This is a genomic window from Mesorhizobium sp. M8A.F.Ca.ET.207.01.1.1, from assembly GCF_004794715.1.
Classification (GTDB): Bacteria; Pseudomonadota; Alphaproteobacteria; order Rhizobiales; family Rhizobiaceae; genus Mesorhizobium.
Genome location: NZ_SRUS01000413.1, coordinates 1 through 314, shown reverse-complemented (window position 1 = coordinate 314; position 314 = coordinate 1). Strand labels below are relative to the sequence as shown.

At 70.7% G+C, this 314-nt stretch carries 1 pseudogene; it reads left to right on the top strand.

Going from position 1 to position 314, the window contains the following annotated elements:
- Positions 1–314 (top strand): annotated as a pseudogene (locus tag EN850_RS35145) (MinD/ParA family protein); the annotation flags it as partial.

Below are 314 nucleotides of genomic sequence, written 5' to 3'. Positions count from 1 at the left end.
GCCGGCCGCTGCTCGCTGGACGACGTCATCGTCGAAGGCCCGAACGGCGTGCTGGTGGTGCCGGCCGCGTCCGGCCGCCGGCACATGGCCGAGCTGGCCCCCGCCGAGCACGTCGGCCTGGTCAATGTGTTCTCCGAACTGGAACGCGAGCTGGACATCATGGTGGTGGACACCGCCGCCGGCATCACCGACGGCGTGCTGACCTTCTGCCAGGCCGCGCAGGACACCGTGGTGGTGGTCTGTGACGAGCCGGCGTCCATCACCGACGCCTACGCGCTGATCAAGGTGCTGTCGCGCGAACGGGGCGTGGACCG